This window comes from Paucidesulfovibrio gracilis DSM 16080 (genome assembly GCF_900167125.1).
GTDB classification, from domain to species: Bacteria; Desulfobacterota; Desulfovibrionia; order Desulfovibrionales; family Desulfovibrionaceae; genus Paucidesulfovibrio; species Paucidesulfovibrio gracilis.
This window is the reverse complement of record NZ_FUYC01000001.1, coordinates 199,556-218,670: the sequence shown is the minus strand read 5'-3', so window position 1 is coordinate 218,670 and position 19,115 is coordinate 199,556. Positions and strand designations below refer to the sequence as shown.

Here is a 19,115-nt window from a genome sequence, read left to right as displayed (position 1 = left end):
TGTGTGACGGACTAGGCGGCCTTCCCTTTTTTGCCGCTTTGGGCGATCCACCACTGCTGCGCTATGGAGAGCACGTTGTTGCACAGCCAGTACACCACGAGGCCCGCCGGGAACTGCAGGAACAGGAAGGTGAAGACCACGGGCATGATGTACATGATTTTCTTTTGGGTGGGATCGCCTGCCGTGGGCGTCATCAGCTGCTGGAGGAACATGGTGGCACCCATGACCAGCGGCGTGATGTAGAAGGGATCCTTTGCGGACAGGTCGGCCAGCCAGACCATGTCGGTGAAGGGCAGGGTGTCGATGAACCCGGCGTGGCGCAGCTCAATGGCTCCCAGCAGAGCCTTATACAGGCCGAAGAAGACCGGAATCTGCACCACCATGGGCAGACATCCTCCGGCCGGGTTGACCTTGTAGGTCTTGTAGAGCTGCATGGTTTCCTGGTTGAGCCGCTGCTTGTCGTCCTTGTACTTTTCGCGCAACTTCTGGACCATGGGCTGGATTTTTTTCATCTGCTCCATGGATTTGTAGCTGCGTTGGGAAAGCGGCCAGAAAATCAGCTTGATGATTACGGTCAGAATGATGATGGCCACACCCCAGTTGCCAACGTACTGATGCAGCCAGACCAGGAAGAGCAGCATGGGCTTGGCGATGAAGTCGAACCAGCCGAAGTTCACGGCCTGCCCCAGTTCCGGGGACGCGGCAATCAGCTGGTCCCGGTCCATGGGGCCGATGAAGTACTTCATGGCGATGCTGCGGCTTTCGCCGGGGCGGATGGAGCCGGTGCCGGTGCTCAGGTTCATGAAGAACGTATCGCCGGTCATGCCGCCTTCCAGCAGGGAATTGCCCGAGGGCTGCATGGCCAGGATGAAATAGTTGTTGTCGATGGCGGACCAGGTGGGGTTGCTTACGGGCTGTAAGCCGTCGGTACGCAAGTCGTCCTGGTCGGTTTCGTCGTCCAGGCTGCCGTCGAGCTGCCAAACGATCTTGGCGGGGTTGTAGGTGCCGGAAAGCTCGGCCAGGGCATTGGTCGCGGCCTGGTGGGTGATGCGCAGGTCCGCGGAGGAAGCATCGGTGCTGATGATCCGCACTTCTTCCGTAATGCTGTAGCTGTCCGCCTCAAAGGTCATGATCCGCTCGATGTCGTAGCCCTCGATGCGGCCGTGAAAGATCACCGTGCCGGACCCCTGTTCCAGCTCCAGGTTCTTTACCTCGGTGTCCCATTGGGCATTTTCCCAGGTCCGTGCGCCGTCCACGAGCAGCCCCAGGGAGGCACCGCCGGAAATCATGTTGATCTGGTCGGGCAGGGGCTGTCCGTCCACAGGAACGGAAAGGAAATAATCATGCAGCGAGAAGCTTTCCAGCAGGCCGCCCTGCGTGTTGAATCGAGCCGTGTAGAGCGGGGTTTTGACGGTGATGTCGCGTCCCTCGGTGGCTTCGATGGGGGCGATGTCCGCGCTCAAAGCGGCTTCGGGAGCCGTGGCTGCAGGAGCGGCGGATGTGGCTTGCTGTGCGGGTTGTTCCGCGGTGCTGGCCGTGGTCTGTTCGGCGGGCTGCTGCGGGCGCTGTTGGGGGAAGAGGAGCTGCCAGCCGAAGAAAACGGCGAACGACAGGACCAGGGCAAGGATTATGCGTTTGGTCTCCATGGGATCAACTCGCTTTGGTGGTTTGGCCCGGAGAGGGCGGGGGCACGGGGTCGAAGCCGCCGCGACAGAGAGGGTGGCAACGCAGGAGGCGTCGGATCGTCAAGTAGGAACCTTTAAAAAAACCATGCAGGATTACCGCCTCACGCGCATATTCGGAGCACGTGGGGCGGAACCTGCAGCAGCCCGGAAAGAGGGGCGAAATGAGACGTTGATATATCCAAATCAACGCCAATGCGACAAAGCGCATCACGACCTCTCGAGTGGGGCTTGGGTCGGCGCCAGGTCACGCATGATCCGGCGCATTACGGGGCGTAGATCCCCGTCGGCCTGGGCGAGATCGAATCGTTGCGGATCAAGGGTGCGTTTCGGCACGACCACAATGTCCGCCAGGCAGGAAAACCGATCCTGCGAAAGGCGGAAGAACTCGCGCAATACACGTTTCACACGGTTACGCGCCACTGCATTGCCGACCTTTTTCCCCACGGTCAAGCCGATCCGCACAGGATGCGGAGCTTCGTCGCGGGGCAGGACGAAGAGTACGAACAGCTTGCTGAAGTACTTTCGTCCATGGTCGTAGCAGGCACTGAACTGGGCCCGCTTGAGCAGGCGGCGCTCCCGCGACCAGCCTAAACGCTTAATCTTTTGCGTCCCTTGGCCCGGCGGCGACGCAGCACGGCGCGGCCGTTCTTGGTGCGGGAACGGACGAGAAATCCGTGGGTCCTTTTTCTCTTCAAATTACGGGGCTGAAACGTTCTCTTCATGGTATATCTCCTGAGAATGTTGTCGTTGAATGCCTCAGTGTGGAACACAGCCCTATAGCCGCTTGGACGGCCTTCGTCAAGCCGTGAAGCAACGGGGCAACCGAGGGCGACGCTCTGGCGGTTAACCTTTGATTCATTTCTTGATAGCACATTTGGGAGCGGCGCGCATCCGTTGCGCCTTGGACCTCGTAACCCGACAAGCAAAGAGAATGAAGGGGTGTTTTTCATGAGTGATCCTGTCCGTGAATACTGGAATGTACGGTTGGCCGAGACCCGCGAGGCGTTGGAGCAAAATCAGTTTGAAGCCCATGTCGTGGAGAATGCGGAGCAGGCCAGACGTTTGGTCTTTGAGCAACTCTCTCCGGCTCTGGCTCCGGCCAGCGTCAGTTTTGGCGGGTCCGGCAGCATCGCGACCACTGGATTGTATGATGCCTACAAGGCCATGGCTGATATTGAGGTGCTCGATACCTGGAACAAAGACCTTTCGTGGGAAGACAAGTATGAGCTGCGCCGTCAGGCGCTTTTGGTGGATCTGTTCCTCACCGGCACCAACGCCGTGACCGAGGATGGAATGCTGGTCAACCTTGATATGTTCGGCAACCGCGTGGCAGCACTGACCTTTGGCCCGCGTTCCGTTGTCGTGGTGGTGGGGCGGAATAAGTTGGTATCCGATCTGAACGCCGCCATGGAGCGCATCAAGGAATATGCCGCCCCGGTGAACGCCATGCGCCTGAACATGAAGACTCCGTGCGTGAAAACCGGACGCTGTATGGATTGCAAAAGCCCGGACCGCATCTGTAATCATTGGACCATCACTGAAAAGTCTTTCCCGCAGGGACGGATCAAAGTGGTGTTGGTCAACGAGGATTTGGGACTGTGACCGGCGGGATGAGCCGCAGGGCAGGGATTCCCCTGTGAAGCGTCGACCAAGGACCGTGCACCGCTCCCCGGAACGGCGATACCGCACCGAGTCCCTGACCCGCTCCGGGGAAGTGGCGTTTCAGGCGGCGGTGGGGCAGTCTGACTTGTGGATCGTTGCCCGGGAGCGGTTGCGGGATCCGGCCATGGAAGCGTTGCATCGATTTCGTGGCCAGCTCACGTCGTATTTGACGCTCCATCCGGAATTCGGTGCCTCCCTCTCTCCAGTGACACCCCTTTCCGGAGCACCGCAATTGATCCGGGGCATGGCTGAGGCCGGTCGGATTTGCGGGGTCGGTCCCATGGCTTCGGTGGCCGGAACCATCGCGCAGGCCGTGGCCGAGGAGCTGGCCCGGCTTAGCCCGGATGTGCTCGTGGAGAATGGCGGGGACATATATATGATATCCACGCGGGAGCGCACTGTGGCCTTGCTGGCGGATCCCGCTTCCGGCTCCAGGCTTGGACTGCGTATCGATCCCCACGCCTTCCCCCTGGCCGTCTGCTCCTCTTCGGCGCTTATCGGCCATTCGTTGAGTCTCGGTCAGGGGGAGCTTGTCACGGTTCTGGGAAAAAACGGTGCTCTGGCCGATGCTGCGGCCACGGCACTCTGCAACATGTTGCGCCGGGCCGAGGACGTGGACCGTGTGCTGGAAACGGCCCAGGGCTGGGCGGGGAATGGAGTATGCGGGGTTTTTGCCCAGGGCGGCGGCAAGGTCGCGGCATGGGGCGATGTGGAATTGGTTACGCTCTGAGTCTCTTTGATTCTTCCCTTCGGGAAAAATGCTGTATTTTGTCCTCTCCATCCCGGTGTGTTCTTTTTTCGTGCGTTGTGATGTGAACGATGTGACCCGTAGGCATCATCGTGTGACGGAAAAGCGGGGCAAAGAGGCTGTTTTGCCGATGGATAAGCAGAAAAAGAACAAGTTCAAAAAAAATTTTTCAGTGAAAATCACGTTACAAAATTGAAAATGGTTTTCAAGTGAATATTTTCGCATAGTACCTGCGCGGTTTTTCACGAGCGTATGTCTGGGTTGGTAAAATCGTGCTATTCTGTTGGATTTCTCAAAGCCTATTGCTTTTGTCTCAAAGAGAGGGTAGGAGGTACGTACTAATTTAATGAAAACAGCTGGATAGCACAGTTCTAGTTAAAATATGCGAACAATAACACGCGAAAGTTGATAGTGTTATTTTTGAGGCAGGGGGAAATGTTTTCGTGTCGACCCGTGGTCGCCACAAAAGCTAGGATAAGGACGTTCAACGTCATGCGATCCATTCAATTTGGAGGTGTTCTATGAAGTTTTCCGTCAGTCATGGTGGAGACAAAGTCGAGGAAAGGCTGGCGAAGGCCGGCGTGTCGCGCCGTGATTTCATGAAGATGTGCGGCACGGTCGCCGCGGTGATGGGCATGGGCACGGCCTTTGCTCCGAAGGTTGCCGAGGCTCTGACTTCCAAGCGTCGCCCCTCCGTGGTGTGGCTGCACAACGCGGAATGCACCGGCTGCTCGGAGTCCATCCTTCGCGGGATGAACCCCCCCTTCGCCGAGCTGATTCTGGGCGTTATCTCCCTGGACTACCACGAGACCGTCATGGCCGCCGCCGGTGAAATGGCTGAAAAGGCTCTGCACGAGGCCACTCATTCCGAGCACGGCTATGTCTGCGTGGTCGAGGGTGCCATCCCCACCGCCGATGACGGCATCTACGGCAAGGTGGCTGGTCGCACCATGCTGGACTACAACACCGAGTACGTGAACAAAGCCGCTGCGGTCATCGCCTACGGCACCTGCGCCACCTTCGGCGGCGTGCAGGCTGCTGCGCCGAACCCGACCAAGGCCGTCGGCGTGCGTGAAATCACGGACAAGCCGGTCATCAACATCTCCGGTTGCCCGCCGAACCCGTACAACCTGCTCGGCACCGTGGTGCACTTCCTGCAAAACGGCATCCCCGAGTTGGACGGCGAGGGTCGCCCCATGATGTTCTACGGCGACAGCGTGCACGACAAGTGTCCCCGTCAGAAGTACTACGACGAAGATCTGTTCGCCGAGAGCTTCGGCGACGAGGGCGCCCGCAAGGGGTACTGCCTGCTGCGCCTGGGCTGCAAGGGCCCTTACACCTACAACAACTGCCCGACCGTGAAGTTCAACCAGACCAACTGGCCTGTTGAAGCCGGTCACCCCTGCATCGGCTGCTCCGAGCCTGGCTTCTGGGACTACATGTCCCCCTTCTATGAAGAAGGCTAGCCCTCGGTATAAAGCATCGGTTGTTGTAACAAGAAGCGTTTCGCACCCAAGGAGGATTCAATATGTCTGGTAAGAAGCCTGTTGCCGCCCCGGTCACGGCTACGCCCAAAAGCTCGTACAACGGGCCGGTCGTGGTTGATCCGGTTACCCGTATCGAGGGTCACCTGCGCATCGAAGTGGAAGTCGAGAACGGCGTCGTCGCCGACGTTCGTTCCAGCTCCCAGCTGTTCCGTGGTCTTGAGATCATTCTCAAGGGCCGCGACCCTCGGGATGCCCAGCACTTCACCCAGCGTTCCTGTGGCGTTTGCACCTACACCCATGCCCTGGCCTCCACCCGCTGTGTGGACAACGCCGTGGGCGTGAAGATCCCCAAGAATGCCACGCTGATCCGCAACCTCGTTCTGGCCGCGCAGTTCATGCATGACCACATCGTGCATTTCTATCACCTGCACGCCCTGGACTGGGTCAACGTAGCCAACGTCCTCAATGCGGACCCGAAAAAGGCTGCCTCCCTTTCCAATAGCCTGAACGACAATCGCAAAGAAAAAGCCGCTGACTTCGCGGCCGTCAAAGATACCGTCAAGGCGCTCATCGAGTCCGGTCAGCTGGGCCCGTTCACCAATGCCTACTTCCTGCGTGAAGGCGGCCACGACGCCTACTATCTGCCCGCTGAAGCCGACCTGATGGCCACCAAGCACTACCTGGACGCCCTTAAGCTCCAGGTCAAAGCTGCTCGCCTTATGGCCGTGTTCGGCGCCAAGAACCCCCACACTCAGTTCACCGTGGTGGGCGGCGTCACTTGCTACGAAGCCATGACGGAAAAGCGCCTCAAAGAGTTCACCGAGCTGTACGAAGAGACCTCGGCCTTTGTGCGCAACTTCTACATCCCCGATCTGCTGGCCGTGGCCTCCTTCTACAAGGACTGGGGCGGCATCGGAAAGACCACCAACTTCATGACCTGCGGCGAGTTCCCCGAGGACGAATACGACCTCAATTCCCGGTTCCTGCCCCAGGGCGTTATTCTCAATAACGACCTGTCCAAGGTCTATGACTTTGATCCCACCAAGATCGACGAGCACGTCAAGTACTCCTGGTACGAATACGGCTCTCCCAAGCATCCGTACCAGGGCGAAACCAAGCCCAAGTACACCAAGCTGGGCGACAAGGAGCACTACTCCTGGATGAAGGCTCCGCGTCTGGACGGCAAGTCCACGGAAGTCGGCCCGTTGGCGCAGGTGCTCGTTGCTTACGCCCGTGGCCATAAGCCCACTGTGGATGCCGTTGACTACGTGTTGAAGTACCTCAACGTTGGTCCCGAAGCCCTGTACTCCACCCTGGGTCGTACTGCTGCCCGCGGTATTGAAACCCTGGTCATCGCCAACCAGACCCAGGCTTGGTTGGATGAGTTCAAGGCCAACATCGCTGCCGGCGACAAAGAGATCTACACCGAGTGGGAAATGCCCGACGAGGCGCAAGGCGTTGGTTTCGTCAACGCTCCGCGTGGTGCTCTGTCTCACTGGATCAACATCAAGAACGGCAAGATCGAGAACTTCCAGCTGGTCGTTCCGTCCACCTGGAACCTCGGTCCCCGCGACGACAGCGGCGTGCTCGGTCCGGTCGAGGAAGCCCTCATGGGTACCCCGATCTTCGACCCCATGCGCCCGGTGGAAATCCTGCGTACCGTGCACTCCTATGACCCCTGCATCGCCTGCGGCGTGCATGTCATCGACTCCAAGACCGGCCAGACCCGCAAGTTCCGGGTGCTGTAGACCGATCAACGGATACTCGAACACTATGGATCGGGGGGCTTTGGCCCCCCTTTCCTTTTTTTGTCTTCCCTTTGAAGAACGCATGCTCTCCAATCCGCTACAATGCCACGGAATAAAACCGACCTGGGCACTTCCTGGTGCGAACGGTGCTTGTCCGTATCGGTGTTTTCACGTATAAGTCCGCATGACCAACGAAAAACGCATTCTTGTGCTGGGCGTGGGCAATGTCCTGTATACGGATGAAGGCATCGGCGTTCGCGCGGCGGAGCACCTCCAGGCCGAATACGAATTTTCCGACAATGTGACCGTCATGGATGGCGGCACGTTGGGGACGCGGTTGATGGGACCGATCATGGAGAGCGATTACCTGATCGTCTGTGATGCCGTGCTTGGGGACGGTCCTCCGGGCAGTATTTACCGTCTCACCGGGGAAGATTTGCGGCAAAGCCTTGCCTTTAAAAATTCCATGCACGACACTGATCTTGTGGATACGCTGATTTATTGCGAGCTTGCGGGCAACCGACCCGAGGCTGTGATCATCGGCATGGAACCAGAGGATTACCAGACGATGGCCACGGATCTTTCCGGGGCTGCGGATGCGAATCTTCCACAGATGATCAAGCATGTTCTTGCTGAAGTCGAATCGGCTGGCGGAACCCACACTATGCGTGAAAACAAGTCCGAGGAGGTCGTGTATGTGCCTCGCAGTTCCTGCTGAAGTTATTGAAATAAACAACGGCGTGGCCACATGCCGTGTGGGGGAAGGCAGCTCTACGGTCAACGCCTCCCTTTTGGTGTTGGATGAAGACGTGGAGCTTGGGGACTATGTGATTATTCATGCCGGATTTGCCATCCGGAAGCTTGATCCGCAAGAGGCCCAGGAGTCTTTGCAAATTCTTCGTGAATTGGTTCAGGCGGCAGAGGAAGCCGGGATGAATGTTGATCAGATTTAGGGCGTTCCTTCAGGCAGTCCCTAAGCGGTAACCTGCGTTCTTGCCGCAAAAAAAACTCCATCCTTCACGTATTGCGTATACGTGTTGGCCTGGAGTTTTTTGTTTTACGGCCCACATGAGGGATGATTTCAATCATTCACTTCGCCTCCTCAACACGATACGACTTCTGCCCTGACCCTGCCCCCGGCCGCGCGAAGCGCGAGACCGGTAAATGGGGGTCCAGGGGGCCACGGGCCTCCTGGTCGCCGAAGGCATGCTTTCCCCGGCCCATGGAGCCGTCCATCGCCCCCTCAACACCATATGACTTCTGCCCTGACCCTGCCCCCGGCCGCGCGTAGCGCGTGACCGGTAAATGGGGGTCCAGGGGGCCACGGGCCTCCTGGTCGCCGAAGGCATGCTTTCCCAGGCCCATAGAGCCGTCCACCAAACAGCCCCGATGTTTTCCCGTTATCCTTTCATGGTCCGGCTTGGAAGGAATGCCTGCCGCAGAAAGTTGATGTCAAAAAATCGCAACGGGTTGTCCATGACCCGGTCCGGCAACAGATGATACCATCGGTAACCAAGAGATTGAAATACTTGCCGGGCTTGTTGCAGGTGACCGGTTGTTCGGGCGGCGTGCAGCGCGGCATCACGCTGGCAGCGGGAACCGGCGATCAAGAGGAAGACCCTTTTTCGGAATCCATGCCGTTGGAGAATGCGTTGGATCCGGCGGAAATCAATGTGTCGGGCAAGGGCGTCGAGCAGGGCGATGATACCGAGACAGGTCCAGCCAAGGCAGGGGAAAGTGAGCAAGGTTGCCATGCCACGATTGCCTTGCTCGTGGTGTGCCAGGACGGTGCCGCCGAGGAGCAGGGCGGTGAGGCCGCAGAGCACGGCCAGTACCAGCGGCCAGGGGGCCACTCGAAGAATGGTGAGGAGATTGTGCGGCAGATGTTTCATGGTCCGGCGTCGTCTTTGGTTTCGGCGTCGGTGAATGGGTGGAGGGATTGTAACGTGGATTGTGTGCTGTTGTCATGAAAAACCGGAAGGGTCATTGGGGCGGAAGCAGGAGTTGGTGGCCTTTTCCAAAGCAGCGCCGGCGCACGAGCAACACCGTGAGGGTGGAACCGATGGCCGTGGAACCGACAAGCATGAGCATGACCACGATTTGATAGCGAATCGCGAGCATGGGATCGGTACCGGAGAGGATTTGGCCGGTCATCATGCCGGGAATAAAAACTAGGCCAACGCCCATCATGGAGGTGATGGACGGAATCATACCGGCCCGGACCGCCTCTCGCGTGATTTCAGCGCTGGCTTCGCGGTAATCCGCTCCGATGGTCAGCCGCATTTCCACTTCGTTTCGACGGGTGCGCAGGGAAGTGAACAGACGGTCCAGAGCGATGGCCATGGCTGTCATGGAGTTGCCCACCACCATGCCGGAAAGCGGGATGAAGTATACGGGATTCCACCATGGGTCGGCCTGGACCACGACGCTGGTCACCAGTATGGAAACCGTGAAATAGCTGACAAACATGGAGAAACCAAGGGGTAATAGGTAGGGGATGGACCGTTCCTTGACGCGACCGCGCACAGTATGCACGGCGGTGAGCAGCATGATGCCAAACACGCCCAGGGTGACGGCGACGTAGTCCACTTGAAAAACAATCACCAGCACGTACCCCATGAGCATGAGCTGTGCAAAGGTCCGAAGGGTGCCAATGGCGAGGTCGCGAACCAGTCCAAGTTTGTAAACAAGGGAGAGCGCTTGGGCGAGAATGACGAAAAAAAGGCCGAGAGCCAGTTGCCATGGACCGATGTCAACGGGGTGCATGCTCATCGTTCAAGCTTCCTTTGTTGAACGCGAAGGGGGACGGCTCCTGGGATGGTGTGCGCCTCCATGGCATGGGTTACGAGTAAAATGGTGACGCCTTGGTTGTTGAGCGAGTGCGCGGCCTGCATGACGATGGCGGCGCTTTCCTTGTCAAGGGAGCTGGTTGGCTCGTCCAGCAGCATGACGTGCGGCGATAATAGCAGCGCCCTGATAACACAAAGTCGCTGTTTTTGTCCGACGGAAAGTGCGGAGGCCGGGTTCTCCAGGTGTATCGTATCAAGAAGAAATTCGTGGAGAAGCGCGGTAAGTCGTTCGTCGGCAGGAGGTTTCAGGTCGGCATTGCCATGCAGGGTGAAGGGTAAAAGCAGGTTGTCGCGCACGCTGCCCTCCACCAGGGTAGGGGTCTGTTGAAGATAGCAGATACTGCGGCGAAGCCGGACCGGATGGATGGAATCGATAGGGGTTCCGTTGAAAAGAATGGTTCCGCCAAGCGGTTCTTCCAGGCGGCAAAGCAGTCGGAGCAGCGTTGATTTTCCGGCACCGGACGGCCCTTCCAGTACGATAAATTCACCGGACTGAATATCCGCTGATGCCCGTTTGAAGACCTTGTCCCGTTGGGGGTAGCCGAAGGTCAGGTCACGTATGGAAAGAATGGTTTGCTGCATGGCATAAAAAAAGGCGGCCTTACGCCGCCTTGTGGTCAGATGTTGGCGAGAATGACTTCCCCAAATTCCTTGCAGCCTACAGCGGTTGAACCCGTTATCTGGCCTGCCAGGTCCCCGGTTACCCGCTTCCCGGCAATGGCTGCGTCAACGGCCTGCCGGACATTTTCCGCCGCTTCGGTCCAGCCGATATCCTCCAGGAGCATGGCGCCACTCAGGATCAGGCTGCCGGGGTTGGCTTTGTCCTGTCCGGCGATGGTGGGGGCTGTGCCGTGGGTGGGTTCATAAAGGGCCAGGGAATCGGATTTGTTCACGCCCGGAGCGAGTCCAAGCCCGCCCACCTGGGCGACCAATGCATCGGAAAGATAGTCACCGTTGAGGTTGGTGGTGGCGATGACGTCATAGTCCTGGGGTGCCTGCAACACAGCCTGGAACATGGCGTCCGCGATGCGGTCCTTGATGACCAGGGGCTTGTCGCCGCTTTCCTGCTCGGATTCGGTCATGGTTTGGTCCGCAAAGCGTTCGCGGGCCACTTCATACCCCCAGTTCATGAACGCGCCTTCCGTGTATTTCATGATGTTGCCTTTGTGGACGAGTGTAACCGAAGAGCGGTTGTTGTCCAGGGCAAAGCGGATGGCTTTGTCCACGAGGCGCTTGGAGCCGAGCTGCGTAATGGGCTTGATGCCGATTCCGGCGGCAGCGTCCACCTCGGCTTTTAGCTCGGAACGCAAAAAGTCGATCAGGCGCTTGGCTTCGGGAGTGCCGGAGGCATATTCGATTCCGGCGTAAACATCCTCCGTGTTTTCACGGAAGACAACCATGTCTACGAGGTCGGGCCGCTTGACCGGGGATTCGATGCCTTGGAAATAGCGAATCGGACGAACGCAGGCATACAGGTCAAAGACCTGGCGCATGGTCACGTTTAGGCTGCGAAACCCCTTTCCGACGGGGGTTTGGAGCGGTCCTTTCATGGCAACCCGCGCTCCGGCCAGGACGTCCATGGTGGCTTGGGGCAGGTATTCCCCCACTTCCCTGAAGGCCTTTTGCCCGGCGAGCACTTCTTCCCACGCGAGTTTTTTTGCCTTGCCGTAGGCGCGCTGCACGGCCGCATCCAGCACGGGCCGCGCCGCGGCCCAAACTTCCGGGCCAATGCCGTCGCCCTCAATAAAATAAACGGTTTGTTGAACCAAAAGATCCTCCTGCGAAATGGAATGAGGCGCGAGAGCGTCGCGTCTGTATCATGAAATAATAACCGTGCAAGGCCCGAATTGGCAAGGAGAACGCACGCTGGAATGTTGTGGAAAATGGATGTGCGGTCGTGTGTTTTTTGATTGGTAAAATGAAATTTTTTTACGAAAAATAAGGTGAATTTGACCGGATTTTTTGCTGCAACGTCTCCGAAATGCGTCCCCGGCCAGGTGTGCCGAGGACGCAACATTGAAACAGCACGATAGGAAGGCTCAGATTTGTGGGCATTCCTTCAGGGCATTGTCGATGTCCGATTGGGGCAATTCAAAGTTGTCCAGATTCCCCTTGAGATAGGCATCGTAGGAGGCAAGGTCGAGCATGCCGTGACCGGAGTAGAGGAAAACCACGTTTTCATCGGGTCCGGCTTCCTTGGCAACGTCAATGGCCGCCTTGATGGCATGGGATGTTTCGGGCGCGGGCAAAAAGCCTTGCGTCTGCAAAAACAGCCGGGCCGCGTCAAAGCAATCGGTCTGGAAATACGACCGGGCGTCGATCAATCCTTCCTCCATCAGGTTGCAGAGAATGGGAGCGTCTCCATGGTAGCGCAGTCCGCCGGCGTGAATGGGAGCGGGCATGAACGCGTGTCCGAGCGTGTGCATTTTCATGAGCGGAGTCAGACGGGCCATGTCGCCATAGTCGTAGCGGTATTCTCCGCGGGTCAGGCTCGGACAGGCACGGGGTTCCGAGGCGACGAAGTGAATGTTTTCCCCATCGAGTTTGCGGCGCAAAAACGGCAGAACCAAACCGGCGAAGTTGGAACCGCCCCCCACGCAACCCACCAGATGGTCCGGCTTCAACCCTTGTTCAGCCAATTGCTGTTCCGTTTCCAAACCCACGATGGTCTGATGCACCAAAACATGGTTGAGTACGCTTCCCAGCGTATATTTTGTGTCATCGTGTGTGGCGGCATCCTCTACGGCCTCGGAAATGGCCAGACCCAGACTTCCTTTGCACCCGGGATCGCGTCGCAGCATTTCCGCGCCGGTGCGGGTCAACTCCGAGGGAGAAGGGTGGACCGTGGACCCATAGTTGCGAATGAGGATTTGTCGGTACGGCTTCATCTCGTAACTGACTTTGACCATATAGACCGTACAATCCATCCCGAACTGGCTGCACGCAAAGGAAAGCGCGGTTCCCCACTGCCCGGCCCCGGTTTCCGTGGAAAGACGTTTCACCCCTTCGGTCATGTTGAAATACGCCTGTGGGACGGCCGTGTTGGGCTTGTGAGAACCTGCGGGAGATACCGATTCATCCTTGTAGAATATCCGGCACTTGGCGCCAATGGCCTTTTCCAGGTTCCGAGCGCGGATCAGGGGCGTGGGCCTCCAGAGGCGATAGGCGTCCAAGACGGGTTGGGGGATGGGAATCCAGCGGTCCTGGCTCATTTCCTGTTCAATGAGGCTCGTGGGAAAAATAACCCCCAATTGGTCCGGCGTGACAGGTTCATGGGTTTCCGGATCCAGAGGCGGAGCAAGCGGCGTGGGCAGATCCGGCTGTGGATTGTACCATTGTGTGGGCATTTTGTCGGCGGGAAGAATGATTCGATCGTGGGCATTGGACATGATGTTCCTCCTGGTGTTGGTACGAAAAAAGGGTTGCGGTTTTCGATCCCGCAACCCTTTTTCGCCATCCCGGAGGTCTTGCCCTGTCGGGAGCTATGAAAAAGCCGCGGGTCGTGAACCCGCGGCTGTTGATTCAATGCATCATCCCTGCCGACGGCTCACGTTCTGTGCCGCCAGCACCACCAAAAGTTTTGGTTTTGCGTCCGGGAAATCCCGGTCAGGATGATTCGCTTCATGTGAACAACGTTACTGACTTCTGTTTGGGCTGTCAATGTGTTGTTGGGGGAGGCAAGACAAGTACGCCGGGAGTGCTCCCCACAAATTGCTTTTTTGAATTGTTGGGCCTGCATTGAAAAGAGCGGAAACAGATGCGCGGTTCAACAGGGCGCCAGGGAACGCTTCAGCCGGGCCACGCGCCGCAGGCTTGCTACAATACGTTCCACGGAAATGCGCTCCGCGAGGATATGCTCCAGCAGAATGGCGCGGACCGTGGGGGCGAGGTCGGGATCGTACCGGAGGTTGTTGCCGAACAGCAGCAGGTCGTTTCCAGCGTGTACGGCCAGGAGAATTCGTTGCTCCAGATCATATTGATCGGCCACGGCCTTCATGTCCAGATCGTCCGTGACGATGACGCCATCAAAACCAAGACGCGTACGCAGCATGCCGTGGACAACGGACCGCGAGAGGCTGGCCGGGAAGCGGGTGTCCCATTCCCTGTTAAACAGGTGCGCCACCATGACCATGTCGGCCATGCCCTGGGGCAGGAGCGTTGTGTAAGGAAGCAGCTCCACCTCGGACCACAGCCCGGTCACATCGGGCAGCCCCGCATGGCTGTCCTCGGCGGCGGAGCCATGTCCGGGAAAATGTTTGAGGCAGCTGAGAATGCTATATTCCCGCAACCCGCGGATAAAGGCCGCAGCGTGCCGGGTCGTTATGTCCGGATCCGGGGAATAGCTCCGGCCCAAGGCTCCTATGGCCGGGCTGCTCTGGTTCCGGTCCACGTCCACCACTGGAGCGAAATTCAGGTTCAGCCCGGCGCTGTGCAGCATGCGCCCAAGCTTTTGACCGGCCTGGAACGTGGCGGAGGTGTCCTTGCCTGCAGCGCCGAGATCCCGGGCCGAAGGAATGCCAGGAAAGCCCTGTTCGGGCTTGAGGCGCTGGACTCGGCCACCTTCCTGATCCACGGCGAGGAGGGGGGCCGTGGGAGCGTGCAGACGTAACTGGTCGGTCAGTTGCCGAAGCTGCTTCGGTCCGGTCACGTTGCGGCCGTATTGATGCAGCTGCATGTCATAGTCAAAGAGCACGGTTCCGGCTGCGTGGACGCCTCCCTTGTCTCTAGCTTGAAGGTCGCGGGCCACAGGGGAATTTTCGGGAGCCTGGGTGCCGCGAAAACCCACGAGCAGCATCTGCCCTACCAGAGCATGGATTTGATCCAGCGGTGGAGCGGATGCAGCGCGAACCAAACCTGGAAACAGGGGAAGCGCCGTGGAAAGTGAGGCCAGGATACGCAGAACCCGGCGGCGTGAATAGCGTGTCATGCCCATGCCTAGCACGGAAGAACCGGGAGCGGAAAGCCCGATGAAGCCTCCGGCCCGGCCTGTGATCGGCGTGAACGGTTTTCCCTTGCTCCATAAGAAGGTTCCGGTACACTCCGACCCCATGCCCCGCATCTTGCGTCGATTTGTCTTGCGCCGGTCCTCCCGGCGTCCTCGTCCTCCCTTATGGGTGGAACTTTCGTTGTCCGGGCGTCCTGATTCCGCAGCAAACCCTGGGGTGTTGCATGGCTCAAGGGCGGACGAGAGCGGCTTGAGCACCCCGGATCGCGACATGCCGCAGGAACAGGCCCGCCTTTATTCGTTGGTTCTCCAGGCGCGATACATTCCTTGCCGCATGCGTCGCCGGAAGGAAGGGTGGAGTGTTCAGGTCCGAAGAATGGATCGGGAGCGCGCCTTGGAGGAGCTTGGCCTATGGCTTGCTGAAAATGCACGGCAGCGGACTCCAGCGCCCCCGCCGCCTCCGCTCCCCGGGACGGATCAGATTTTGCCGCCCGCACTCTACGGGTTGGCTTTGGTTGCGGCGTATGCTTTTGGTGAACGCGCCCACCCCGCGCTGCACGTGTATCCCCGGTTGCTTCTGGAGCGGGGGAGCGCCGATGCTGCCGCCATATGGAACGGAGAGTGGTGGCGGGCGGCCACGGCCCTGACCCTGCATGGTGACGGACCGCATGTTTTGGGCAACGCCGTGGTCAGCACTTTGTTTGTGTCATTGGTGTGCGTTCGTTTGGGATGTGGCCCGGCGCTGTTGTTGACGGTCTTGGGAGGCGTGCTCGGCAATCTGTGCAACGCTCTGGTCATGGGACCGCCGCATGATTCCATTGGATTTTCCACAGCAGTGTTTGCGGCGGCGGGCCTGCTGGCCACGCAGGGGCTGGCGGATCGCTCACGCTGGTGGCGTCCGTTGGTCCCCCTCGGCGCGGGGTTTGGCCTGCTGGCCATGTTGGGCGCGGGCGGGGAAAATACCGACCTGGGAGCGCATCTGTTCGGATTCGGGGCAGGGTTGCTTTTAGGAGCCGCTGCCTGGGAGTTGACGCGGCGCTATGGCCGGCCCGGGAAGACGATGTCCTGGATGGCGGGGGTTGCTTCCGCAGCCCTGCCTCTGGGGGCATGGGTCATGGCCTGGGGGTTCGGCTGATGCGTGTTGCCCGGTACGGGGCGGTCAACCTGCCAGGGGCAGGATGTCTTTGGTTTTGATGAATTGTTCCGCCTCTTGCGAGGATACGGGGCGGGAATACAAATATCCCTGGAAATATTCGCAGCCGAGTTCCAGCAGGGTGCGTTGATGTTCGGGGCGTTCCACGCCTTCGGCCACCACCTGGAGTCCCAGGGTGTGTGCCAGGTTGATGATGGCCTTGACGATCTCCACGTTTTCCGGCCCGGCGTCCAGCATCTGGACGAAGCTGAGGTCGATCTTGAGGTGGTCCAGGGGCAGCTTTTGCAGGTAGCTCATGGACGAATATCCCGTACCGAAATCGTCTACGGCCAGGGTAATGCCCAGGTTCTTGAGCATACGCAGGGTGTTGGTGGCCTGGGCCGCGTTCTGCATGATGGCGGTTTCCGTGATTTCCAGCTTCAGGCGGTTGGCCGGCATGCCGGTGCGTCTGAGGATGCGGCGGATTTTGCCGATGAGGTCGGCCTGGGCGAACTGTTTGCCGGAAATATTCACGCTGACGTAAACGTCCTTTGCGCCGGGGATGGTTTTGCGCCAGTGGACCATGGTTTGGCACGCCTCGTTGAGCACCCACAGTCCCAGGTCCGTGATCTGCCCTGTTTCCTCGGCCACGGCAATGAATTCGGAAGGAGGGATGATGCCCCGCTCGGGATGCCGCCAGCGAGCCAGCGCCTCAAAGGCGAAGAGCTTTTGTTCACCGTCCACCTGGACAATAGGCTGATAGTTGAGGAAAAACTGTCCTTCGGCCATGGCCGTGTCCATGTCGTTTTCCAGGGTCATGAGCTGTACCGCGTGTTCCAGCAGGCGATTGCTGAAGACCTTGAAACGGTCGCGTCCGGCGGTTTTGGCGCGGTGCATGGCCAGGTTGGAAAAACGCAATACTTCTTCGGCATTGTCGGCCTGGACCGGGCCGAGCACGATGCCCAGGCTGGCCGAGACCTGAATTTCGTGGCCGTCCAGGTTGTAGGGATGGCGTAACCGGCGGCGCATGCGTTTGACCACCTGCACGGCCTTTCGCGGGGATTGCAATTCCTCCAGGAGTACGATGAATTCATCGCCGCCAAAGCGGGACACCGTGTCCAGTTCCCGCACGCTGTCCTCCAGTCGGCGGGAAACCTCGATAAGCAGGCTGTCGCCCACGTTGTGGCCAAGACTGTCGTTGATGATTTTGAAGCGGTCCAGGTCCACGAAGATAAGCGCGAAATTGTAGTCGTCCCGCCGCCGGGCACGTTCTAACGCCCGGGTGAGCCGGTCCATGCACAGGGTCCGGTTGGCCAGCCCGGTCAAAGGATCGTGCATGGCCTGATGCCGCAGTTGGTTTTCCATGCGTTTGCGGTCGGTGATGTTGGTGAAGAGCACAAAACACCCCTTCACCTCGCCGTCGGATCGGTACATGGTGGTGGCGCTGGCCAGCACGTTAACGTCGTCGCCTTCCCGTCGGCGGAAGGTGAATTCCCCCTGCTGGTGGGGGGAGGCGTCGAGCTGCGCGATGAGATTCCCGAATATCTGGCTATCCTGTTCCGCCATGAAGTCCATGGGCCGGTGGCCTTCGATTTCAATGCGCGAATACCCGAGCATGTCCCGAAAGGCCTTGTTGGAGCCGCGGATATTGGCGTGGGGATCGAGCATAAGATACCCTTCGGAGGTCGTCTCAATGAGGGACCGATACATTTCCTCACTTTTGCGCAACTGCCGTTCCGCCTGCTTCCGCTGGGTCACGTCCGTGATGGCTCCGGCTATGCGAAGCGGTTCTTCGGAATCGTCCTTCAGGCTGGCGCCCCGGGCATGAATCCAACGGTAGGAACCGTGTTTGTGACGGAGCCGGTATTCAAGGTTCATTTCGTCTGTGAGTCCGGCCATGAGGTTTTGGTGGGCATTGACCACGGCCTCGAGATCGTCTGGGTGGATGCGTTTTTTCCACTCCTCCACGTCGTGGGGAAATTCGTGTTCCGCAAAACCGATGATGCCTTTCCACCGGGGGGAATAGTACACTTCGTCGGTGTTGAGATCCCAGTCCCAGATACCGTCATTGGCACCGCGTACGGCCACGGCGTACCGTTCCTCGGCCTTTTTCCGTTCCTGCACCTCGGCTTCCAGGGCGGCCTCGCGGGATTGCACCCGTATGGCCATGGCCCGGAAGTTGCGCATGATTTCATCAAGTTCCAGGTGCCGGGGGCGCTTGAACTCGCCGGAAAAACGACCGTCCGCCAGTCGATTCATGCCCTCGGTAAGCTCCCGAAATGGCCGGGCCAGGAAAACCCGCAAAAATAGACCCGTGGACAGGGCCAGAACCACTACCACCACACTGAAGGCGGCAACCATGGTTGCGGTGAAGAGTCGAAGACTGCGTTCAAAAGGTGCCAGGGTCAGGGTGATATGGGCGGTGCCGATGCGTTGATTTTCAAAGAGGATGTCGCGTTGCCGCTCGACCTGGCGTGCGCCGTCGTCCGGCTTGGCCAATTCGAAGAGCAACCGTCCTCGATGGTCGCGGATGCGGACCGAAGAAACCAGTTCATTTTGGGCGAATACGCTCCCGGCCTGGCGAATGCCGTTTTCATCAAAGGTCCAAAGAGGGACGGCGAGGATGTCGGCGAGATTGGAGATGTATTGGTCGGCGGTGGATTCGATTTCCTGCCGCATGTCGTTGGAACGGAAATAGTAGCCTGCCGCGAAAAGAGCGAGCATGACCAGTGCGATCAGCAGGATCAGCGAAATGGTCATGTCCTGGGAGAGGGAGCGGCTGGCCCTCTGACCGTTGCGTGAGATGGTGGTGCTCAAGCCGTTTTCCGTTGTTTCCGTTGTGTATCGGGATGTCCCCGT

Annotated in this window: 18 protein-coding genes; 7 read left to right on the top strand and 11 right to left on the bottom strand. The window is 58.8% G+C overall.

Translation table 11 applies throughout. The features are described from left to right. Positions 1-11: 11 nt before the first annotated feature. Genes yidC through rpmH form a run of 4 tightly spaced genes read right to left on the bottom strand, consistent with a single transcriptional unit; the run spans position 12 to position 2,407 of the window. Positions 12-1,646, bottom strand: a complete 1,635-nt coding sequence (yidC, locus tag B5D49_RS00995) for a membrane protein insertase YidC (RefSeq protein ID WP_078715784.1) — start codon at positions 1,644-1,646, stop codon at positions 12-14. 4 nt (positions 1,647-1,650) lie between these two features. Next, complete coding sequence (yidD, locus tag B5D49_RS00990) at positions 1,651-1,893, bottom strand: membrane protein insertion efficiency factor YidD (protein WP_078715783.1); 243 nt, start codon at positions 1,891-1,893, stop codon at positions 1,651-1,653. Then, complete coding sequence (gene rnpA / locus B5D49_RS00985; protein ID WP_234990602.1) at positions 1,893-2,252, bottom strand: ribonuclease P protein component; 360 nt, start codon at positions 2,250-2,252, stop codon at positions 1,893-1,895. The genes yidD and rnpA overlap by 1 nt, the downstream gene beginning before the upstream one ends. A 20-nt stretch (positions 2,253-2,272) precedes the next feature. Next, entirely contained in the window at positions 2,273-2,407 is a 135-nt protein-coding gene (rpmH, locus tag B5D49_RS00980) for a 50S ribosomal protein L34 (RefSeq protein WP_078715781.1), read from the bottom strand. 226 nt (positions 2,408-2,633) lie between these two features. Between rpmH and B5D49_RS00975 the strand changes: the two genes are divergently transcribed. The 6 genes from B5D49_RS00975 (at position 2,634) to B5D49_RS00945 (ending at position 8,283) form a co-directional block, all read left to right on the top strand. Beyond that, positions 2,634-3,287 (top strand): lactate utilization protein, encoded by a 654-nt coding sequence (locus B5D49_RS00975; protein WP_078715780.1) that lies wholly within the window; start codon positions 2,634-2,636, stop codon positions 3,285-3,287. Between the two features lie 34 nt (positions 3,288-3,321). Further along, entirely contained in the window at positions 3,322-4,077 is a 756-nt protein-coding gene (locus B5D49_RS00970) for a UPF0280 family protein (protein WP_234990585.1), read from the top strand. A gap of 539 nt (positions 4,078-4,616) precedes the next feature. Then, positions 4,617-5,561: a hydrogenase small subunit gene (locus tag B5D49_RS00960; RefSeq protein ID WP_078715777.1), complete on the top strand. Its 945-nt coding sequence runs from the start codon at positions 4,617-4,619 to the stop codon at positions 5,559-5,561. Between the two features lie 62 nt (positions 5,562-5,623). Continuing rightward, on the top strand, positions 5,624-7,330 hold the full coding sequence (locus B5D49_RS00955) for a nickel-dependent hydrogenase large subunit (RefSeq protein ID WP_078715776.1): 1,707 nt from the start codon (positions 5,624-5,626) through the stop codon (positions 7,328-7,330). 184 nt (positions 7,331-7,514) lie between these two features. After that, the gene (locus B5D49_RS00950) at positions 7,515-8,048 is read left to right on the top strand and encodes a HyaD/HybD family hydrogenase maturation endopeptidase (RefSeq protein WP_078715775.1); all 534 of its coding nucleotides are present in this window, start codon (positions 7,515-7,517) and stop codon (positions 8,046-8,048) included. Next, positions 8,026-8,283, top strand: coding sequence for a HypC/HybG/HupF family hydrogenase formation chaperone (locus B5D49_RS00945; protein ID WP_078715774.1), 258 nt, complete (start codon positions 8,026-8,028; stop codon positions 8,281-8,283). Before B5D49_RS00950 ends, B5D49_RS00945 begins: the two co-directional genes overlap by 23 nt. Positions 8,284-8,730: 447 nt before the next feature. Here the strand turns inward: B5D49_RS00945 and B5D49_RS00935 are convergent, their stop codons facing one another. The 6 genes from B5D49_RS00935 to B5D49_RS00910 all read right to left on the bottom strand — a co-directional run bounded on the left by B5D49_RS00935 (position 8,731) and on the right by B5D49_RS00910 (position 15,229). Continuing rightward, positions 8,731-9,222, bottom strand: coding sequence for a hypothetical protein (locus tag B5D49_RS00935; protein ID WP_078715772.1), 492 nt, complete (start codon positions 9,220-9,222; stop codon positions 8,731-8,733). Between the two features lie 91 nt (positions 9,223-9,313). Beyond that, positions 9,314-10,102 (bottom strand): ABC transporter permease, encoded by a 789-nt coding sequence (locus B5D49_RS00930; protein WP_200806752.1) that lies wholly within the window; start codon positions 10,100-10,102, stop codon positions 9,314-9,316. Further along, on the bottom strand, positions 10,099-10,761 hold the full coding sequence (locus B5D49_RS00925; protein ID WP_078715771.1) for an ABC transporter ATP-binding protein: 663 nt from the start codon (positions 10,759-10,761) through the stop codon (positions 10,099-10,101). The genes B5D49_RS00930 and B5D49_RS00925 overlap by 4 nt, the downstream gene beginning before the upstream one ends. 35 nt (positions 10,762-10,796) lie before the next feature. After that, positions 10,797-11,948: an NADP-dependent isocitrate dehydrogenase gene (icd, locus tag B5D49_RS00920; protein WP_078715770.1), complete on the bottom strand. Its 1,152-nt coding sequence runs from the start codon at positions 11,946-11,948 to the stop codon at positions 10,797-10,799. Between the two features lie 270 nt (positions 11,949-12,218). Beyond that, positions 12,219-13,568 carry a TrpB-like pyridoxal phosphate-dependent enzyme gene (locus B5D49_RS00915; RefSeq protein ID WP_078715769.1) on the bottom strand — a complete coding sequence of 450 codons (1,350 nt, stop codon included), beginning with the start codon at positions 13,566-13,568 and terminating at the stop codon, positions 12,219-12,221. 377 nt (positions 13,569-13,945) lie between these two features. Then, entirely contained in the window at positions 13,946-15,229 is a 1,284-nt protein-coding gene (locus tag B5D49_RS00910) for a glycoside hydrolase family 3 protein (RefSeq protein ID WP_159447093.1), read from the bottom strand. 145 nt (positions 15,230-15,374) lie between these two features. Here B5D49_RS00910 and B5D49_RS00905 point away from each other — a divergent pair, with 145 nt between their 5' ends. Next, positions 15,375-16,259 (top strand): rhomboid family intramembrane serine protease, encoded by an 885-nt coding sequence (locus B5D49_RS00905; protein ID WP_159447092.1) that lies wholly within the window; start codon positions 15,375-15,377, stop codon positions 16,257-16,259. A gap of 24 nt (positions 16,260-16,283) precedes the next feature. On the opposite strand, the gene B5D49_RS00900 is transcribed toward B5D49_RS00905, so the two are convergent. After that, positions 16,284-19,073, bottom strand: coding sequence for an EAL domain-containing protein (locus B5D49_RS00900; protein ID WP_078715767.1), 2,790 nt, complete (start codon positions 19,071-19,073; stop codon positions 16,284-16,286). Positions 19,074-19,115 lie beyond the last annotated feature (42 nt).

What these genes read in the sequence shown, in the direction of transcription:
- B5D49_RS00910 (WP_159447093.1), bottom strand. Translation starts at nt 15,229, where the DNA reads ATGGGGTCGGAGTGTACCGGAACCTTCTTATGGAGCAAGGGAAAACCG.
- B5D49_RS00935 (WP_078715772.1), bottom strand. Translation starts at nt 9,222, where the DNA reads ATGAAACATCTGCCGCACAATCTCCTCACCATTCTTCGAGTGGCCCCC.
- yidD (WP_078715783.1), bottom strand. Translation starts at nt 1,893, where the DNA reads ATGCGCTTTGTCGCATTGGCGTTGATTTGGATATATCAACGTCTCATT.
- B5D49_RS00915 (WP_078715769.1), bottom strand. Translation starts at nt 13,568, where the DNA reads ATGTCCAATGCCCACGATCGAATCATTCTTCCCGCCGACAAAATGCCC.
- B5D49_RS00925 (WP_078715771.1), bottom strand. Translation starts at nt 10,761, where the DNA reads ATGCAGCAAACCATTCTTTCCATACGTGACCTGACCTTCGGCTACCCC.
- B5D49_RS00930 (WP_200806752.1), bottom strand. Translation starts at nt 10,102, where the DNA reads ATGAGCATGCACCCCGTTGACATCGGTCCATGGCAACTGGCTCTCGGC.
- B5D49_RS00955 (WP_078715776.1), top strand. Translation starts at nt 5,624, where the DNA reads ATGTCTGGTAAGAAGCCTGTTGCCGCCCCGGTCACGGCTACGCCCAAA.
- B5D49_RS00960 (WP_078715777.1), top strand. Translation starts at nt 4,617, where the DNA reads ATGAAGTTTTCCGTCAGTCATGGTGGAGACAAAGTCGAGGAAAGGCTG.
- B5D49_RS00945 (WP_078715774.1), top strand. Translation starts at nt 8,026, where the DNA reads ATGTGCCTCGCAGTTCCTGCTGAAGTTATTGAAATAAACAACGGCGTG.
- yidC (WP_078715784.1), bottom strand. Translation starts at nt 1,646, where the DNA reads ATGGAGACCAAACGCATAATCCTTGCCCTGGTCCTGTCGTTCGCCGTT.
- B5D49_RS00950 (WP_078715775.1), top strand. Translation starts at nt 7,515, where the DNA reads ATGACCAACGAAAAACGCATTCTTGTGCTGGGCGTGGGCAATGTCCTG.
- rpmH (WP_078715781.1), bottom strand. Translation starts at nt 2,407, where the DNA reads ATGAAGAGAACGTTTCAGCCCCGTAATTTGAAGAGAAAAAGGACCCAC.
- B5D49_RS00975 (WP_078715780.1), top strand. Translation starts at nt 2,634, where the DNA reads ATGAGTGATCCTGTCCGTGAATACTGGAATGTACGGTTGGCCGAGACC.